At 61.0% G+C, this 15246-nt stretch carries 12 protein-coding genes; 6 read left to right on the forward strand and 6 right to left on the reverse strand.

All coding sequences use genetic code 11. From position 1 onward, the window contains the following. Positions 1-125: 125 nt before the first annotated feature. Entirely contained in the window at positions 126-1520 is a 1395-nt protein-coding gene (locus PY793_RS01610) for an MFS transporter (protein WP_275176367.1), read from the reverse strand. 112 nt (positions 1521-1632) lie between these two features. On the opposite strand from PY793_RS01610, the gene PY793_RS01615 reads away from it, so the two are divergent. From PY793_RS01615 to PY793_RS01625, 3 genes are all read left to right on the forward strand, one after another. Further along, the gene (locus PY793_RS01615; protein ID WP_275176368.1) at positions 1633-1938 is read left to right on the forward strand and encodes a CsbD family protein; all 306 of its coding nucleotides are present in this window, start codon (positions 1633-1635) and stop codon (positions 1936-1938) included. A gap of 124 nt (positions 1939-2062) precedes the next feature. Then, positions 2063-2692 carry a ribonuclease HII gene (locus tag PY793_RS01620; RefSeq protein WP_275176369.1) on the forward strand — a complete coding sequence of 210 codons (630 nt, stop codon included), beginning with the start codon at positions 2063-2065 and terminating at the stop codon, positions 2690-2692. Then, positions 2689-3792, forward strand: coding sequence for a DNA methyltransferase (locus PY793_RS01625; protein ID WP_275176370.1), 1104 nt, complete (start codon positions 2689-2691; stop codon positions 3790-3792). Before PY793_RS01620 ends, PY793_RS01625 begins: the two co-directional genes overlap by 4 nt. A gap of 98 nt (positions 3793-3890) precedes the next feature. Here the strand turns inward: PY793_RS01625 and PY793_RS01630 are convergent, their stop codons facing one another. The 5 genes from PY793_RS01630 to PY793_RS01650 form a co-directional block, all read right to left on the reverse strand. Continuing rightward, on the reverse strand, positions 3891-4484 hold the full coding sequence (locus tag PY793_RS01630; protein WP_275176371.1) for an ankyrin repeat domain-containing protein: 594 nt from the start codon (positions 4482-4484) through the stop codon (positions 3891-3893). 70 nt (positions 4485-4554) lie between these two features. Next, positions 4555-6705, reverse strand: coding sequence for a VWA domain-containing protein (locus tag PY793_RS01635; protein WP_275176372.1), 2151 nt, complete (start codon positions 6703-6705; stop codon positions 4555-4557). Then, positions 6702-9452: a DUF4159 domain-containing protein gene (locus tag PY793_RS01640; RefSeq protein WP_275176373.1), complete on the reverse strand. Its 2751-nt coding sequence runs from the start codon at positions 9450-9452 to the stop codon at positions 6702-6704. Before PY793_RS01640 ends, PY793_RS01635 begins: the two co-directional genes overlap by 4 nt. After that, positions 9449-10447, reverse strand: a complete 999-nt coding sequence (locus tag PY793_RS01645; RefSeq protein ID WP_275176374.1) for a DUF58 domain-containing protein — start codon at positions 10445-10447, stop codon at positions 9449-9451. Before PY793_RS01645 ends, PY793_RS01640 begins: the two co-directional genes overlap by 4 nt. A gap of 4 nt (positions 10448-10451) precedes the next feature. Beyond that, complete coding sequence (locus PY793_RS01650) at positions 10452-11471, reverse strand: AAA family ATPase (RefSeq protein ID WP_275176375.1); 1020 nt, start codon at positions 11469-11471, stop codon at positions 10452-10454. A gap of 191 nt (positions 11472-11662) precedes the next feature. On the opposite strand from PY793_RS01650, the gene PY793_RS01655 reads away from it, so the two are divergent. The 3 genes from PY793_RS01655 to PY793_RS01665 are packed head-to-tail and all read left to right on the forward strand — an operon-like array spanning position 11663 to position 15213. After that, positions 11663-12172, forward strand: coding sequence for a DUF1285 domain-containing protein (locus tag PY793_RS01655; RefSeq protein ID WP_275176679.1), 510 nt, complete (start codon positions 11663-11665; stop codon positions 12170-12172). Next, positions 12159-13382: a CCA tRNA nucleotidyltransferase gene (locus PY793_RS01660; protein WP_275176376.1), complete on the forward strand. Its 1224-nt coding sequence runs from the start codon at positions 12159-12161 to the stop codon at positions 13380-13382. Before PY793_RS01655 ends, PY793_RS01660 begins: the two co-directional genes overlap by 14 nt. Before the next feature lie 46 nt (positions 13383-13428). After that, complete coding sequence (locus PY793_RS01665) at positions 13429-15213, forward strand: ABC transporter ATP-binding protein (protein ID WP_275176377.1); 1785 nt, start codon at positions 13429-13431, stop codon at positions 15211-15213. Positions 15214-15246 lie beyond the last annotated feature (33 nt).

The raw sequence follows: 15246 nt of genomic DNA on the forward strand, positions 1-15246 counted from the left end.
TGCATAGGGGCACCCTGTTTACAAAGGGAACTGTGCTGAACTCTTTGCCCAAGCGCAAGCCTCCTCATTGAGGCGATGTATAAAATAACGTTTCTCTATGTAATTTGTGCGCTAAAAATGTGCGCTTAACGGTGGTTGCCGCTCATGTTTGCGCCCGCGGAGGGGGAAAGTGCGGCGCATAGCGGCACGGCCAGAAGGGATATGGCGCCCGTAACAACAAAGCCGAGTGCAAAATCGGTCATGTTTGCGGGGGTGTTGTGGTGCAGTCTGCTCAGTATGGTCAGTGTGCCTGCTGCAATGCAGATGCCTGCGGAGAGCATGATCTGCTGCATGGTAGAATACAGGCTGGTTGCAGCACTCATCCTGTCCTGTGGAATATCGGCATAGGCAACGGTATTATACGCTGAAAACTGGAGTGACTGGGCCGCCCCGGCCAGCGTGAGTACAAGCGAGAGCAGCCATAAAGGATAGGACGGGCGGAAAAGGGCGATCATGGCAAAGACCAGTGCGGCGGATGAGCCATTGGCCATGAGAATGGTGCGGAACCCCCAGCGTCTGAGCAGTGCTGGCACAAAAGGGCGCATGGCGATGGCTCCCAGTGGGGCCACAAAGGTTACGAGCCCGCTCTGTGCCGCACTCAGCCCTGCCCCGATCTGTAAAAAAGAGGGGAGCAGAAACGGCAGAGACCCCACCGCAATGCGCGACGCCGCCCCCCCAAAAACGGAAATGCGAAAGGTCTGGAAGCGCATAAGCCGCAGGTCCAGTAACGGAAAAGATGTACGCCCTGCGTGCCGGGCATACAGACCCAGCAGGAGCAGGCCTGCGCATAAAAAAGCCGTAATGAGCGCAGGCGAGCCTGTGCCGTGGCTGAACATCTCTGCAAAAACGGAGAGGACCGCCAGCCCGCCCCCTGCCAGAAACAGCCCCTTGATATCAAACGGAGGGGGGGAGGGTTCGCGCACTTCGGGGATAAAGCGGTAGGTCAGGAACAGCCCGAGCACGCCGACAGGAATATTCAGGTAAAAATTCCACCGCCATGTCAGCCAGGACGTAATATACCCCCCCACCACAGGCCCGAGCAGGGGGCCAAGGGTTGCGGGGAGCATCATCCATGTCATGGTTCGTACAAGCTGGTCTGCAGGAGTGCTGCGAATAACCGCAAGCCGCCCCACGGGCACCATAAGTGCTCCACCGATGCCCTGTATCGTGCGCATGATAGCCAGAAACAGCAGGGAATGGGCGGTGCCGCAAAAAATTGAACTGCCCACAAAAATGCAGATTGCCACCATCAGGATGGTGCGGCTGCCCAGACGGTCAGCCAGTGCGCCTGATGCGGGAATAAAAATGGCCAGCCCGATAATATAGGATGTCAGGGCAACAGACGTGGCGACCATATCCACATGCAGACTATGGGCGATGGAGGGCAGGGCGGTTGCCAGAATGGTGCCATCAAGCTGTTCCATAAAAAACATGGAACCAACAATGAGCGCAGTCAGTTGTGTGGACGTCGGAGAAGGCATGCCTAGTCAGAGACGCGTTTTTGCGGTCTGATGCAACAGGCGATCGTGCAGATCTCCGGTCGCTTCCATGCGCGGGCCGTTACGGGATGGTCCAGAAGAGGAGAAAGTCGTCATGGCTAAAGATAAAATCGACATCATCGAAAACAGGATCGACGCCAAGGTTCGGGACCTTAAGGGGCATGTCAAGGACGCTGCCGGGGGGCTGACTGGCGATATCGGTCTTCAGGCGGATGGAAAGCTCGACCAGTTCACCGCACACATGCAGGAAGATTTTGCCGATCTGTATGAAGAGGGTGAAGGTGCGGTTGAAAAAGCAGTGACTTTTATTCGGGATAAGCCTTTGCTTTCATTGGGAATTGTTTCGGTTGTGGGTATTCTGCTCGGCTGGCTTTTCTTCCCCCGTCGCCGCCGCTCCTAAAAATCATTTAACCGGGACTCTTGCGCTCCCGGGTAAAAAAATGCTTTTCCTTCCCTACCGAGTCGCGATTGCAGCGACTCGGTAATTTTAACCGAGTCGTTTCAAGCGGACGGGAAGGGATGCAATGCCGGACTTCAGGCGGGAACAGCAGCATGGCGGCTTGGTCGCCGGAGTGGATGAAGTGGGCCGTGGGCCGCTTGCCGGTCCGGTTGTGGCCGCTGCTGTGGTGTTTGCCCGTGGTGTGCCAGATGACCTTGCCGCCGTTATTGATGATTCCAAAAAGTTAAAACCCGCATTGCGTGAGGCCATTGCCGAGCGTCTGCCCCATGTGCCCGGTGTGGCCATTGGTGTAGGTGCGGCTTCCACGGCGGAAATTGACCGTATCAATATTTATCATGCGTCCCACCTTGCCATGCAGCGCGCTGTTGCCCGTCTGCCGGTGCGGCCAGACCATGTGCTTGTTGATGGCAACAAAATTCCAGATTTCGGGTGTAGTGCGGAGGCCATCGTGGGTGGGGACGGGGTGAGCCTGTCCATTGCCGCGGCTTCCATTGTGGCCAAGGTGGTGCGTGACCGCATCATGGCGCGGCTGAATGTGCGCTGGCCCGATTATGGATGGGAAAAAAATGCAGGTTACGGCACGGCGGTCCACCGTCAGGCTCTTCTGCAAACGGGTGTTACCCCGCACCACAGAAAAACATTTGGCACCGTGCGCCAGCAGTTGGAACATTTAAAAACGGAGACCCGGGTATGAGCGGCGCAAAAGCAGTTTCCATGGACCTCCCTCTGGATGAAATCCTGCGGGGTGAATGCGTGGAGACCATGCGCACCCTGCCTTCGGGCTCAGTGGACTGCATCTTTGCCGACCCGCCGTATAACCTGCAACTCAGAGGTGAACTCCGCCGCCCTGACGACAGCATCGTAGATGGTGTGGACGATGACTGGGACAAGTTTTCCGACCTGCAGGAATACGACCGCTTCACGCGGGAATGGCTGGGCGAGGCCCGCCGTCTGCTGCACAAGGATGGAACGATCTGGGTGATTGGTTCTTACCATAACATTTTCCGTCTCGGGGCTATTTTGCAGGACCTCGGGTTCTGGATTTTGAACGATGTGGTCTGGCGCAAGTCCAATCCCATGCCTAACTTCCGTGGCCGTCGCTTTACCAATGCGCACGAAACGCTCATCTGGGCCGCCCGCAGTCAGGATAGCCGTTACCGCTTTAATTATCAGGCCATGAAGGCGCTGAATGACGATGTGCAGATGCGCTCGGACTGGTATCTGCCGCTCTGCACCGGCAACGAGCGTCTGCGGAATGAGCATGGGCTGAAGCTCCACCCCACCCAGAAGCCCGAAAGCCTGCTCCATCGTGTGCTGCTTGCTTCTACAACGGTGAATGATGTGGTGCTTGACCCGTTCTCCGGTTCTGGTACCACGGCTGCCATGGCCCGCCGCCTGCGGCGTCATTTTGTAGGCATTGAGCGCCACCCGGATTATGTGGAAGCCGCCAGAGCCCGTGTGGCCAGCGAAGTGCCTTTGGATGATGATGCCATACAGACCACACAGGACAAGCGCGAAGCCCCGCGTGTTCCTTTTGGCAGTCTGGTGGAGCAGGGGGCGCTGGTGGCCGGAACGGTGCTGAGTGATAAAAAACAGCGTGTTCTGGCCACTGTTGCGGCAGATGGCACGCTGATCAGTGGGGCCAGGCGCGGCTCAATCCATAAAATGGGTGCCATGCTCACCAACGCGCCATCGTGCAATGGCTGGACATTCTGGCACTTTGAGCGTGAAGGCGTGCTGCTACCGCTGGATGTACTGCGGCAGGAAAGTCTGGGAGTAACAGTCGCGCTGTAAAGGTTGTTTGCGCAGCATGATGTTACAAAAAAGGGGGCCGTCTGGTGCCCCTTTTTTTTACTTATATTATATGCAGCCGGTAAGGCTGGGCAGGCCGTTTAGCTGCCACCAAAACCCAGAAAGCCGATGGAAGGCTGGGCAGCCCCGCCCGCGCGGTCGTAGCGCGGGTCATGCGTTTTGTTTTTGCTATCGTCCTCCACATCAGCACTGCTGTTGCCCATATGCAGGCCGGATGTGCTGACCGTTCCCATGCTCTCACTTCCCTGCAGGCTGCTTGAATTGCGCAGGGACAAAAGCAGGAAGGTAATGGGGTTACGGTTCAGATCGATGGACATATCAAGCGGTGTCTGGCCCAGAATATTATGCCCGTTCAGGTCTGCACCGCGGTTAATGGCGTCACGCGCGGAGGAAACACTCCCCCGGTTTATGGCCTCGAACAGCGCAACCGTGGGCTCAACATCCTTGTTGGGGTGCCCTCCGCCTTCCCCCGCTTCATCATCCCCTCCTTCAGCGCCGGGAATGGCGGTGGGGGGTGCTGCACGTTTGGCGGCCTTTGCACTTTCCGATTTTTCGGCAGATTCCGCCGCCGCGGCCTGATCTTCGGCGTCATCAGCAAATGCTGGAACCGCAGCAAACATGACAAGGCTGCTGAACAGCAGAGCGGATGAAACAAGGCGTGGAAAACGGGTCATTGTCTGTCCATCAATACAGGAGCCTCTACCGTATCACAGCCCATGGGAGCGGAAAAGACGCTCCGGGGGGCTATCGGGTCCGTCCTTCGCGCCACCATGCGCCAAACAGCAGCAGAAGGGCGAGCCCCATGGCCAGAGGGGCGGGCAGGAGAGGTATGGGTGTTCTACCCGTTACCAGATGCGCATCACGCCGGGCAAAGCCCAGCCAGTCCCCTCCGTGCAATGCGCCCGATGTGACCAGTCTGGGGGTGGGGATGTGCATGCTGGCTGTGGTATCACCGAGCCAGAAAATGCCCCCGCCACTCTGTCTGGCCATATCCTCCAGACGGGTTGCGGTTACGCGCAGGTCGGTCATCTCACGCGTATTCTCCTGCTCGGGGGCGGCATAGGTTGTGCGTGTGCCATCGGAAATACGCCAGATACCGGGCTCCGTTATGGGCACATGTGCTGTCTGGGTGCCTTCCTGCGTGGATGCCTGCAAGAGCAAGGTGCTGTTCTGCCCGGTGGGTGAGGTCAGGGTAAGGGGGGTGGCCGCAGGCGTGCCAACGCTGTGGCGGGTGATATGGAGCGTATTGGCGCTTATGCTGGCGGCAAGCTGCTCCTCCTCCAGTTCAGGCTCTTTCATCAGCCAGTGCGAAATACGGCGGAGCAGTTCGGCCTGCGGGCCACCGCCATCCTCCCCGCGCGACCAGAGCCATATCTGGTCAGACAGAAGGAGCGCAATCCGGCCCTGATCAACCCGGTCCAGTATCAGCAGGGGGCTGTTGTCCGGCCCATTCATCAGCACTTCACCGTGGGTACTGTTGGGGTGCAGGGCGCGGTACCATGGTCCCCACAGGCCCGGTACGGCTGTGGGGCTGTTGAGTGGCGCATCGGCTTTTGGTGCGCCGGGAAGCGATGCCGTAACAGGGTGCCTGCGCCCTGTTACGGTCAAGGTCGGGCGGAAGCGGCTGATGAGTATGCTGCTCTGCTCCGGGGAGACACGGGCAGGCAGTACATCGCCGACCGGGGTATCCTGCAAGGAGCCGGGGCCAATAAATTCGGGTCCGGCGGTCAGGAGCAGCCCCCCTCCACGGCGTACAAAGCTGGCAATGTTGTCCAGATAACTGTGTGGCAGAATATGCCTGTTTTCAAATCCATCAAGAATGATCAGGTCAAACTGGTTGATCTTGTCCTGGAACAGTTCACGCACGGGGAACGCAATCAGCGCCAGATCGGACAAGGGGGTGCCATCGTCCTTTTCGGGGGGACGCAGAATGGTAAAGTGGATCAGATCAACCGAAGGGTCGGCCTTGAGCAGCCTGCGCCAGACCCGCTCCCCCTGATTGGGTGTGCCCGAGATCAGCAGCACCTTCAGCCGGTCCCGTATGCCGGTAATATGGGCTACGGTCTGGTTGTTCAGCTGCGAGACTTCCCCCGGCAGGGCTGATGCGGACAGGCTGACCAGCAGCGGGCCTGGCTGTGTTACAGGCACGGTAATATCCTGCGGCATACCGCTCAGGATAGGAATATGCTGCGGTTCTTCGCCATTCATCCGGACTGTCAGCTCTGCGGGGGTGCCCGCCTGCGTGCCCGGTCCCATGTCCTCCACCTGTACACGCAGTCTGGCGCTCTGGCCTGCAATGGCGTAGGGAGGGGCCTGAAGGATGCTCAGCTTGCGGTCTTTCTGCTCCTTGCTTGCGGTAAGCAGAACGTGCAGGGGCAGGGTTGCGTGGCTGCCATTCTCCTGCATGGGGCGCAGCCGCCGGGGCAGGGTAGCGGGCACGTCGTGTGCCTCACCATCGGTTACCATCATGGCCCCGGCAAACTGGGCGGGGGGAATATCGGCAGCGGCCTGCTCCAGCGCATCAAACAGTTTTGTGCCGTCATGTGCCGTACCACGTACGGTTACGGTGCGGAGGTTCAGCCCTTCCACCTTGGCCTGTGCCAGTGCATCAGCCGCCTGCCGGGCTATGGCCGCACGCTGGTCCAGCGCCATGGAGGGGGACTGGTCCACGACCAGAAGTGCGGTCTGGGGGAGTGCGCGCCGCTGCTCGTGGTAACGTTGTGGTCCGCTCAGCCACAGTAGCACCGTACATATGGCGCACAGGCGCAGAATGACTCCCCCCGTGCGCTGGAACAGGCTCCACCCGCACAGGCCCAGCGCTGCAACGCCCAGTATGGCCAGCAGCCAGACTGGCAGCAAAGGTGCAAACCCCACGGAGGTCAAAAGAGTGCTCATGGTTTGTCCTCCAGCCGTTTGAGCAGCATGGGAACATGGACCTGATCAGCCTTGTAGCTGCCTGTTAAGGCGTAAATAACGGTGTTCAGCCCAAAGCGGTAAGCCTGCAAGCGCTGGTCGCTGCCACCGGGAATAACGGCAAATGGCGTGTTGCCCGTACTGTCCACCGCCCAGGCATGCGCCCAGTCAGCCGAGCCTATAATAACCGGGCTGACATCATCATTCTCGGCATCTCCTTCCTTGGCGACCCATATGGGCTGGCCTGCATACCGGCCCGGAAAGTCGTGGAGCAGGTAAAAGGTATGTGCCAGCAGGTGGTGGTCGGTCATGACCACCAGCGGTGGTACCACAAGGCCGGTTGTAACCCGGCGCAGGGCTGCGGCAGTGCCAGGCGCATCGGCGGTAAAGGTGGTCTCGGCCGTGCTGGAGCTTCCGTCCTGCCCCTGTGTGTCAATCAGCAGAATACCGCCATGGGCCATAAAGGTGTTCAGCGCTGCCGTCATGGCTGGAGTGGTGGTGGCATCCCCGGTAATCGGCCAGTAAAGCAGGGGGTAGTAGGTCAGGTCGTCCGTGCCGGGGTGGACGGCATCCGGGTGCCCCATAACGGCGGAGGTGCGGGCGTTTACAAAGTCGGACAGACCCTGCAACCCCTCGCGTGAGGCAGTGTCCACGTCCTCGTGCCCGGTCACAATATACCCCAGCTTGGTTTCCAGCGCGGCGGCGGGAACTGCGGGGGGCGTCATCAATCCCTGTGCATGCAGGGGAGGGGCGAACGCACCAAGGGCTGCCAGCAGTGCAGGCAGGGCAAGGGGGTGTGGCACAAACAGCCTGCCCGTGCGCATAAGGCCCACAACCACACCATCAAGCAGCAGAAGCAGAATGGCGGCAGACAGGCAGTAACGCCCAAGGGGCAGGTCCGGCTTCTGGCCCGAAGCGTCTGTAATGGTGCCAACTGGTTGTGCGGGTTGCAGGTTTTGCACTCCCGCTGCGGTATTGAGTGCCCGACGCCCATCTGCGGGGCCATACAGGCCGGGCGGGTGGGTGGGGGAGACAGAGGTGGTGGCGAACACATCGCCCTGAATACCCCGTGCTGTTGGGGGCGGCGGTCCTGCAATGCCTTCGCCGTCCAGTGTCAGGGCTGGGGCGAGCAATATATTCCCAGCAGGAACGTTCAGCCCGTTGGCATGTTCGGTCAGGCGTTGCAGCATGGCTACAAACAGGCCGGACAGCGGTAGGTTGGACCAGTCTGCCGTGCTGCTGACATGGAACAGGATAACCTCACCCTTGCCCAGTTCGGCATGGGTGACCAGTGGCGTGCCATCGGCCAGACGCGCCCAGACATGTGCGCCCAGATCGGCCGAAGGGCTGGCCAGTACCTGACGGGAAACCGTAACATCCGCTGGAATATCCAGCCCCCGGAAAGGGGATTCCGGCTCAAACGGCGCAAGTTTTTGCGGTGTGCCCCATGTCATGGACCCACCGAGCTGGCGCGCACCATCAAGCAGGGGTACGGGCAGAAGGTTCCGTGTGGTGTCTGCCGGAGTGGGCGGGTTTGTATCCTGCTGGCTGCCTGCCAGTGCGGGACCGGCAAAGCGGATGAGTGTGCCGCCGTTTTTTATCCATTCCAGCACGGCTTTCTGGTTTTGCGCTCCTGCCAGAGTGCCATCGGGGGCGATCAGCACGGACAGAGGGCGGCTGAACAATGCGTCCAGCGTTCCTTCATGCAGGTCTGATAAAGGAGCCAGCGCACGGCGGAGGTAAAAGACCGAGCCGATCAGAGGCGTGTCGGCTCCCCCACCGGAAAGCAGACCGACAGGGTGCAGGCGCGTATTTTCGTCCAGCAGAACGGTTGTGGCGGCGCTCGCAAGGCCCTGCACACTCAGTGTATCTATCCGGTTGCGTACGGTTATGGGCAGGTTGATGCGTACATCCGCCTGTGTCGCATTGGCGGCCACGGGCACAGGGGCTACGGCGAGTGTTCCTCCATCTGTTGCACGGGCCACAACATGAACAAGCCGGGGCTGCCCCGATGGCAGCGTGATCAGGCGCGCCATGGTTCCATCCGGCGTGGGTGCAACGGGAGCAAGTACCACGCCTGACTGGGCGGAAAAGCGGATTTCCTGCACGTTACCCCGCGCACGCAGGGCCTGGGCAAAGGCGCTGTCCCCGCTCTGGGCAACACCATCGGCCAGATAGACAATGCGGGCAAAAGGTAGAGCGGGCAGTTGCCCGATCTGCCGGGCCGCCTGCGCCCTGTCCACGCCCCATGGGCTGGGGTGGAAGCCATTCAGTATCCGCCGTACGGTCGGGGCTGGTTGTAACGTAGGTGGTGTTGCCGAACCTTCAGCCTGTGGAGCGGTGGTCAGTACCAGCAGGCTGGATTTTGTGCGCTCGGCATTGTCTACAATGGTGTGTGCGGTGGCCAGACGATCGGTCCAGTCCGCAGCACTGAGCATGCCGTCATCCATTACCAGCAGAACCGGGCCGGGAGTGTGTCCGCCATCCCGGCTGCCAGGAATAAACGGGCGGGCAAAGCCTGTCACCAGTAGGCCTACAGCAAGCAGGCGCAGCAGCAATAACCACGGGGGAGAGCGCGCAGCTTCGGTTTCCTTCGGGTGCAGGCGGGAGAGAAAGGCAATGGGGGGAAAAACCTGCTGGCGCGCGCGTGGGGGCGTGGCGCGGAGCAGCCACCACACCAGAGGCAGGCAGAACAGGGCAAACAGCAGGGCGGGAAACTGGAAGATCATACGCGTTGGCTCATCTGGGCATGGAGCGCCAGCAGCGTGGGGAGAGGAGGCATATCGGTCTGGTGGTGTGCAAGCGTGTGGCCGCAACGACCTATGGTTTGTTCAAGCCACTGGCTGCGGGCTGCCACAAGGGCTGCGTAGTCTGTACGCAGGCTTTGCACATGGGGCAGTTCCAGCGGAGCTTCGTGCTCAAGGCCGCAGAACTCGGTGCGACCGGTGTAGGGGAGTGTGCTTTCCGCCGGATCGCTGACATGGAGCACATAGGTTCGTGCCGGGTGTGCGGCCAGTTGGTGCAGGCAATCATGGATATGGCTATCTGGGCAGAGCAGGTCACTGACCAGCAGCAGGCGCGCGCGCCGGGGTACAAGGCCGGGCGGGGGAAGTGCTGCCTCCATGGGGCTGCTGCTGGCTGCCAGCCCGCACAGCCCGAGTGCCAGCCGCTCCAGCGCGTTGGGAGCCGGAGGCAGAGACACAACACCGGAGGAAGAAAGAAGCAGAACCCGCTCGCCATTGCGCAGCAGCAGGGCCGCCATGCTGAGCAGAAGCAGGATGGCGCGGTCCAGCTTGCCGGACAGGGTGGTGCTGGAGCGCCATTGCATGGAACCGGAAAAATCGCACCATAGCAGAACTGTCTGCGCGGCTTCGGCTTCGGTTTCGCGCACATGGGCGCGGGCTGTGCGGGCGGATTGCCGCCAGTCTATGCGGTTGGCCGGCTCACCGGGCTGTGCTGGACGATACTGCCAGAACGTATCCCCCCACCCTGCACGGCGCTGGGGGTGCATGCCTGCGGCCAGTGTTGTCGCAATGTGGCTGGCATGGAGCAGCAGGTCCGGCATGCGGGTAGCCAGCGTTTGGGCCGCACAGGCCATCTCCGCTGTGGCGGAAACCGGGGGGCTGGGCGTGGCCACCGTGCTGGGCGGCGCACCTGCCACGGGCTGGTTGCTGCCCAGAAACCAGCGCAGCAGAGAGGTTGGGGGCGGTCGGAACCGGCTCACGCGGTCAACCCAGGGTCTTGAGCAGTCGGGTTATGATATCGTCCGTGGTGACGCCCTCGGCCCGGGCGGCGAAGGTAAGCGCCATACGGTGGGCCAGCACCGGGCGGGCCAGCGCTGCCACGTCATCCAGACCGGGGGAGAGCCTGCCATCCAGCAGGGCGCGCGCACGGCTGGCAAGCATGAGCGTCTGTGCCGCACGCGGGCCGGGGCCCCATGCAATCTGCTCGCGTAATGTGGCATCGGATGTGCTCTGGGGGCGGGCTGCGCGCACGAGGTGCACAATGGCGTCCAGCACTTTTTCACCCACCGGCATGCGCCGGACCAGTGCCTGCGCCTGCATAAGGCTTTGCGCGTCCATGATCTGCTCGGCCTGTCTGGCCTGTGCGCCGGTTGTGGCCAGCAGCATGGCGCGCTCGGCTGCCGCATCGGGGAAGGTCAGCCCGATCTGGAGCATAAAGCGGTCAAGCTGGGCTTCGGGCAGAGGATACGTGCCTTCCTGCTCCATGGGGTTCTGGGTTGCCAGCACATGAAAAGGCTCGGGCAGGGGGTATTCCACCCCGGCCACGCTCACGCGGTGTTCCTGCATGGCCTGTAACAGGGCGGACTGGGTGCGTGGGCTGGCACGGTTGATTTCGTCCGCCATCAGCAACTGGGTAAAAACGGGGCCATGCACAAAGCGGAAGCTGCGGTGCCCGGTTGCATCCTCGTCCAGAATTTCACTGCCGGTAATATCGGAGGGCATCAGGTCGGGAGTGAACTGCACACGGCGGGCGTTCAGCCCCAGTACGGTGCCCAGGGTGGTGACCAGCAATGTCTTGCCCAGACCCGGTGCCCCAACCAGCAGGGCATGCCCGCCAGCCAGAACGGTGGTCAGTGTCTGGCGGATAATCTGGTCCTGCCCGAAAATGACGGTTGAAATTTCCTGCTGGACGGCGGCAAGCCGTTCACAGATACGATCTGCCTCCCGCACTTCTGGAGGGGAGGAAGGCTGTTGTGCCGGGAACGGTGCGTCTGATGTGGTCATGGATCCAGTCTGAATTACATGCAGGGCTTACATCAAGCGGGGTAAGCTCCCTATATCATTGTGCACAACACAAGGACACGTATTAACAGGATGGTGAGTCAGTGAAAGGTGAACAGGAAAGCGGCGCGCATGCCCTTTCGTGCCACGATAAGCACGAGACCGATACCCCCGATACGGCGGAAAACAGGCGTCTGCCGTTTTTGGTCAGGCGGGATGGCGTGTGGCTGTACCGTGGGTCCGAGATCAAACGCAAGGCCATGTCCTGCCTGTTTGGCTCCCTGCTTACTCGGAATACACAGGGAGCTTACCTGCTGCGCACGCCATTCGAGAGCGGGCTGATCGAGGTTGAGGACGTTCCCTTTCTGGCGGTGGAACTGGATTGGACCGGCATGGGGCGCATGCAGCGGCTGAGTTTTCGCACCAATATGGACGAAGTGGTGGTGGCCGATTCTGAACACCCGATTCGGACAGTATGGGACATCCCGCCCGAAGCCTGCCCGGAGGGATGCCCCCCTTACCTGAGCGTGCGCGCGGGGGAAGGAGATTATCCACTGGAAGCCCGTCTGTCCCGCGCTGTGTGGTACGAACTGGCAGCTCTGGCCGAACCCGGAGCCTGTCAGGGTGTGCCCTGTATGGGGGTATGGAGCTGCGGCTGCTTTTTCCCCATTGCGCGGATGGCGGTGGACAATGGGAGCACATAAAACGCTCATAAACAGGCTGGAGCAGTCCCGGCAGGCTGCGCTAGCCCATTTGTGGCAGGTTCTGCCTGCCATGCGTCTTGTGGGTGGGTGTGTGCGTGACCTGCTGACAGACCGCCCGATTGCCGATATTGACCTGGCAACCCCCGAACCTCCCGGGCAGGTAATGGAATGTTTGCGTGCGCATGGGGTGCATGTTGTGGCGACCGGCCTGCAACACGGAACTGTAACTGCCGTGCTGGATGGTGCGCCATACGAAATCACCACACTCAGATGTGATATGGAAACAGACGGGCGCCACGCCGTTGTAAGCTGGACACAGGACTGGCGTACAGACGCTCTGCGGCGGGACTTTACCATTAATGCCATGTCGGTCGACCGGGCGGGGGTCTTATACGATTATTTTGGCGGGCAGGCCGATCTGGCGGCAGGGCGTGTGCGGTTTGTTGGCCAGCCTGCATTGCGGATAAAGGAAGATGCCCTGCGCATCCTCCGGTTTTTCCGGTTTTACGGGCGATACGGGTCCGGCGCGCCGGACCCGCAGGCCGTGCAGGCCATAACCTGCGGCGTTGCCATGCTCGATGGCCTGTCTGTCGAGCGGATATGGATGGAACTGCGGCGGATTCTGGTTGGTTCCAATGTGGCTGCCATTATGCGCCTTATGGACAGTACGGGCGTTCTGGCCCGTATTCTGCCAGAAGGGTACACGCTGGAACGGTGCGTGCGACTGCTGGATTATGGTGCTCCGGCGCATGCATTGCTGCGGCTGGCTGGGCTGAGTGCGCACACTGCCGCCGTGGCCCGCCGCCTTAAACTCTCCCGCGCCGAGACTGGGCAGATTGCTGCCCTGAGCAGACCCGCCCCCCTGCCTGATATGACCATGAGCGAGACTATGCTGCGCCGCCTTGTGGCAGAGGAACCGCAGGAGGTGCTGGCCGGGCGCATATGGCTGCATCAGACCGCACAGCCGCGCACGCCAGAGGAGAACGCCGCATTTGCACAGCTCCGGGGCAGGGTGTGCGGGATTACTGTTCCGGTTTTTCCCATTGCAGGGCGGGACGTTCTGGCTATGGGCGGGCAGGCCGGGCCGGAAGTCGGGCGTATTGTGTGCCTTGTCCGCCAGTGGTGGCTGGAGGGTGGCTGCTATGCAGATGCGCAGGCATGTCGTACGCAGATAGCGCGGTATCTGCGCACAAAAGCGGCACAAAGCTGAGTTCGACCTCTTACATGCAGGGGCAGGAGGCTGGTAGAGACAGGGTATGACCTCCCAGCCCCATGCCGCCCCGCCTGCATCCCGCCCGCATCTGCGCCCTGATGCTACGCGCACCCTGCTCGTACGGTTGTGGCGAACCCAGATAAGCCATTACCCCGCCCGGATCGTAACCGTTATTGTGTTTACGGTGCTTATGGCGGTGTTAACGGCGCTGTACCCGCTGGTGATCCAGCGCGCGCTGGATATGTTTGCCATGCGTGACCCGCGCATTCTGTCTCAGGTGCCGTTTCTGGTGGTGGTAATCACGCTGGCAAAGGCTTTGGCCCAGTACGGGCAGACACTGGCAACCCATGGTCTGGTGCTGCTGGTGATCCGTGGTTTGCAGGGGCAGATGTTTGACCATCTGATCCAGACCGACATCGCCCATGTAGAGCGGGAGGCTCCGGCCAAGCTGGCGGCACGGTTTACGACGGATGCCGTCATTATCCGTGATGCCATGATCCGCGCCGTGAGCGGGATAGGGGATGTGGTTACGGTTGTGGGGTTGGTTATCTCCATGGTGTACATGGACTGGGAACTCAGTCTGATTGCAGTATTGCTGTACCCCATAGCGGCAGTTCCTCTCCAGCGGCTGGGCAAACGGGTGCGCAGTGCATCCAGCGGTATGCAGGAGCGGGTGGGGGAAACAGCCGCTTTTTTAACCGAAAGCTTTGCACAGGCCCGCACGGTGCGTGTTTACAGGCTGGAGCAGAGCGAGAGCGCGCGGGCCGGGCTCTCATTCAACCATCTGTATCAGGCCATGCTGCGGATTACCCGTGGCCGCGCAAGAGTGGAGCCTATGCTGGAAGCTCTGGGGGGTGTTGCCGTGGCCGCAGTCCTTGGCTTTGCTGGCTGGCGGGCTACCATGGGGGGGGCCACACTGGGTGATTTTTCCGGTTTTGTGGCGGCTTTGCTGCTGGCTTCGCGCCCACTGCGCGCCCTTGGCTCGCTTAACGCCGCCTTGCAGGAGGGGTTGGCCGGGCTGGTGCGTATATTCGCCGTGGTGGATGACCCTCCTGCCGTAACCGACAGCCCGCAGGCCCGTCCGCTCCCCGCAGGGGGGGGGCACCTTGTGTTTGAAAACGTCCGGTTTGTTTATGCCGATGGCCGTGTGGGCCTTGAACATCTGAGCTTTGATGCCCGGCCGGGCAGCACGGTGGCACTGGTTGGGTCTTCGGGGGCGGGTAAGTCCACGGCGCTTTCCCTTGTGCCACGTCTGCATGATGTTTCGGGCGGTCGTATCCTGCTCGATGGGATGGACCTGCGGGATGCACAGTTGGAAAGTCTGCGTGGTAGCATGGCCTATGTCAGTCAGGATCCGCTGCTGTTTGACCTTTCGGTGCGGGATAATATCCTGATCGGCAGACCGGGGGCTTCTGATGCGGACGTGGCCGCTGCCGCGCAGGCCGCAGCGGCGGAGCAGTTTATTCAGGCGTTGCCCAACGGGTACGATACGGTGGTAGGCCCGGGGGGGCAGCGTCTGTCTGGTGGGCAGCGCCAGCGCGTGGCGCTTGCGCGGGCTTTGCTGCGCAACCCTCGCCTGCTGTTGCTGGATGAAGCCACAAGCGCTCTGGACAGTGAAAACGAAGCTCTGGTGCAGGATGCACTGGTTACGCTGCGCAAGGGGCGAACAACGCTTATTGTTGCCCATCGTCTGTCTACGGTACGTTCGGCGGATATGGTGGTGGTCATGAAGGATGGATGTGCCGTGGAATATGGCACGCATGATGAACTGATGCGCCAGGACGGGCTTTATGCCCGTCTGGTCAGAACACAGGGGCTGGACCGCTAGAAAACTGCTGGCGGTTTTGCTGGTATAAACGCA

The sequence above is a fragment of the Acetobacter fabarum genome, assembly GCF_029069195.1.
Lineage (GTDB): Bacteria > Pseudomonadota > Alphaproteobacteria > Acetobacterales > Acetobacteraceae > Acetobacter > Acetobacter fabarum_A.

What these genes read in the sequence shown, in the direction of transcription:
- PY793_RS01610 (WP_275176367.1), bottom strand. Translation starts at nt 1,520, where the DNA reads ATGCCTTCTCCGACGTCCACACAACTGACTGCGCTCATTGTTGGTTCC.
- PY793_RS01615 (WP_275176368.1), top strand. Translation starts at nt 1,633, where the DNA reads ATGGCTAAAGATAAAATCGACATCATCGAAAACAGGATCGACGCCAAG.
- PY793_RS01620 (WP_275176369.1), top strand. Translation starts at nt 2,063, where the DNA reads ATGCCGGACTTCAGGCGGGAACAGCAGCATGGCGGCTTGGTCGCCGGA.
- PY793_RS01625 (WP_275176370.1), top strand. Translation starts at nt 2,689, where the DNA reads ATGAGCGGCGCAAAAGCAGTTTCCATGGACCTCCCTCTGGATGAAATC.
- PY793_RS01630 (WP_275176371.1), bottom strand. Translation starts at nt 4,484, where the DNA reads ATGACCCGTTTTCCACGCCTTGTTTCATCCGCTCTGCTGTTCAGCAGC.
- PY793_RS01635 (WP_275176372.1), bottom strand. Translation starts at nt 6,705, where the DNA reads ATGAGCACTCTTTTGACCTCCGTGGGGTTTGCACCTTTGCTGCCAGTC.
- PY793_RS01640 (WP_275176373.1), bottom strand. Translation starts at nt 9,452, where the DNA reads ATGATCTTCCAGTTTCCCGCCCTGCTGTTTGCCCTGTTCTGCCTGCCT.
- PY793_RS01650 (WP_275176375.1), bottom strand. Translation starts at nt 11,471, where the DNA reads ATGACCACATCAGACGCACCGTTCCCGGCACAACAGCCTTCCTCCCCT.
- PY793_RS01660 (WP_275176376.1), top strand. Translation starts at nt 12,159, where the DNA reads ATGGGAGCACATAAAACGCTCATAAACAGGCTGGAGCAGTCCCGGCAG.
- PY793_RS01665 (WP_275176377.1), top strand. Translation starts at nt 13,429, where the DNA reads ATGACCTCCCAGCCCCATGCCGCCCCGCCTGCATCCCGCCCGCATCTG.